The organism is Paenibacillus sp. P4_A7 (assembly GCF_056402455.1).
Map to the genome: position 1 here is coordinate 1 of NZ_JBFUHJ010000785.1, position 1,236 is coordinate 1,236.

Annotated in this window: 2 protein-coding genes and 1 pseudogene; all 3 read right to left on the minus strand. The window is 35.9% G+C overall.

Annotation, left to right across the window (positions count from 1 at the left end; genetic code table 11):
- Positions 1-215, minus strand: a pseudogene (locus AC1DWN_RS33975) (hypothetical protein); the annotation flags it as partial.
- Positions 216-311: 96 nt separating this feature from the next.
- Positions 312-704: a VOC family protein gene (locus AC1DWN_RS33980; RefSeq protein ID WP_477563222.1), complete on the minus strand. Its 393-nt coding sequence runs from the start codon at positions 702-704 to the stop codon at positions 312-314.
- Between the two features lie 262 nt (positions 705-966).
- Positions 967-1,236, minus strand: a 270-nt coding sequence (locus AC1DWN_RS33985; RefSeq protein WP_477563223.1) for a GyrI-like domain-containing protein, incomplete at its 5' end; no start/stop codon positions are given.

Sequence of the window (1,236 nt, forward strand, 5' to 3'; positions counted from 1 at the left end):
CAGTAGATGTAAGTGAAAAGTACATCGTTCGCAAAATGAGGACATACATATTCGTGCGGATTCATAATCTCTTTAATCTCGCTCTTTCTAGCAAAAAATACTTGATTTGCTTCTTTAATGCTTTCCGGCTCAACCCTTTGGAAAACATTAGTCACGGGAACTCCGACAAAATGCTTCTCCTCAAGAGTAACGATCTCGATTTGATTGTTCTGCATGAACCTCTCTCCTCGCAATATGGGTTGGAAGAAATATTCAACTTTGATTATTCAGGGAATCAATAAAGCAGCCTGCTCAACAATGAATAGTGCCCCTCAGTCTTTTTTGGTAGCTGGAGACTGATGAACATCAAACATATTTCCGAACGGATCATAAAAAGTAAAGAACTTACCAATAACCCCTTCGTCATTAATTTCATTGACTTTTGTTCCTAATCCTTTTAAGTGATTATGAAATCCTTCTATGTTTTTCACTTTAAATCCAATGGAATAATGATCTTCCCCATTTACGAGAAAGGTAGATGTTGTTTGATCATTCGTTTTAACCAAAAACAGACTAGGACCTGTTATAAAGTCAACTGCCGCCAATTCTGTGTTTTGGAATAAAACCTTTGCCCCTAATTTATCGCGATACCAATCTAAAGCCATTTCAAGATCCGAGACTGGAATTTCCGTGTATTCAATACCTTCAATAAAATTTTCTTCCAAACGGATTGTCTCCCCCAATAAGATAGTGCTTAATCATTTATTTGTATAAACTCTTTCAGACATATATTAACTAACAAATAATACCACAAACAAGTTATAATTCATTGGCAAAGAACAATTAAAGCTAAAGAATCCTGCCAGTTAGCTTAATGAAGGGCTCAAACTGATCCTCGAATGCATCTGCGGACCGAGTGATGAATGTCCCGATGCGTGAATATGGTGTTATAGGATGTCATCGAATTCTCTGAGCAAAACTCAAAATCTATTTAATTGTGTCATATAAGTCAGTTTCAATAATTTTCATTTCTTTTTGTCCCCATTCATCTGAAATCTCCAGATGCCAGGATCTATGTATTCGTTCAAATTTATTATCCTCTATCCATCTATGAAGTTTTTCATATGTGTTACTTATCTCGTAATTGGGTCCTTTATGTCGGATGACTGCATATTTCTGTTTTGGGACAACTAAAGATACCATTCCTTCTGGCACTTCTTTAATTTCATTTACTTCAACACATGCCCAGTAACCATC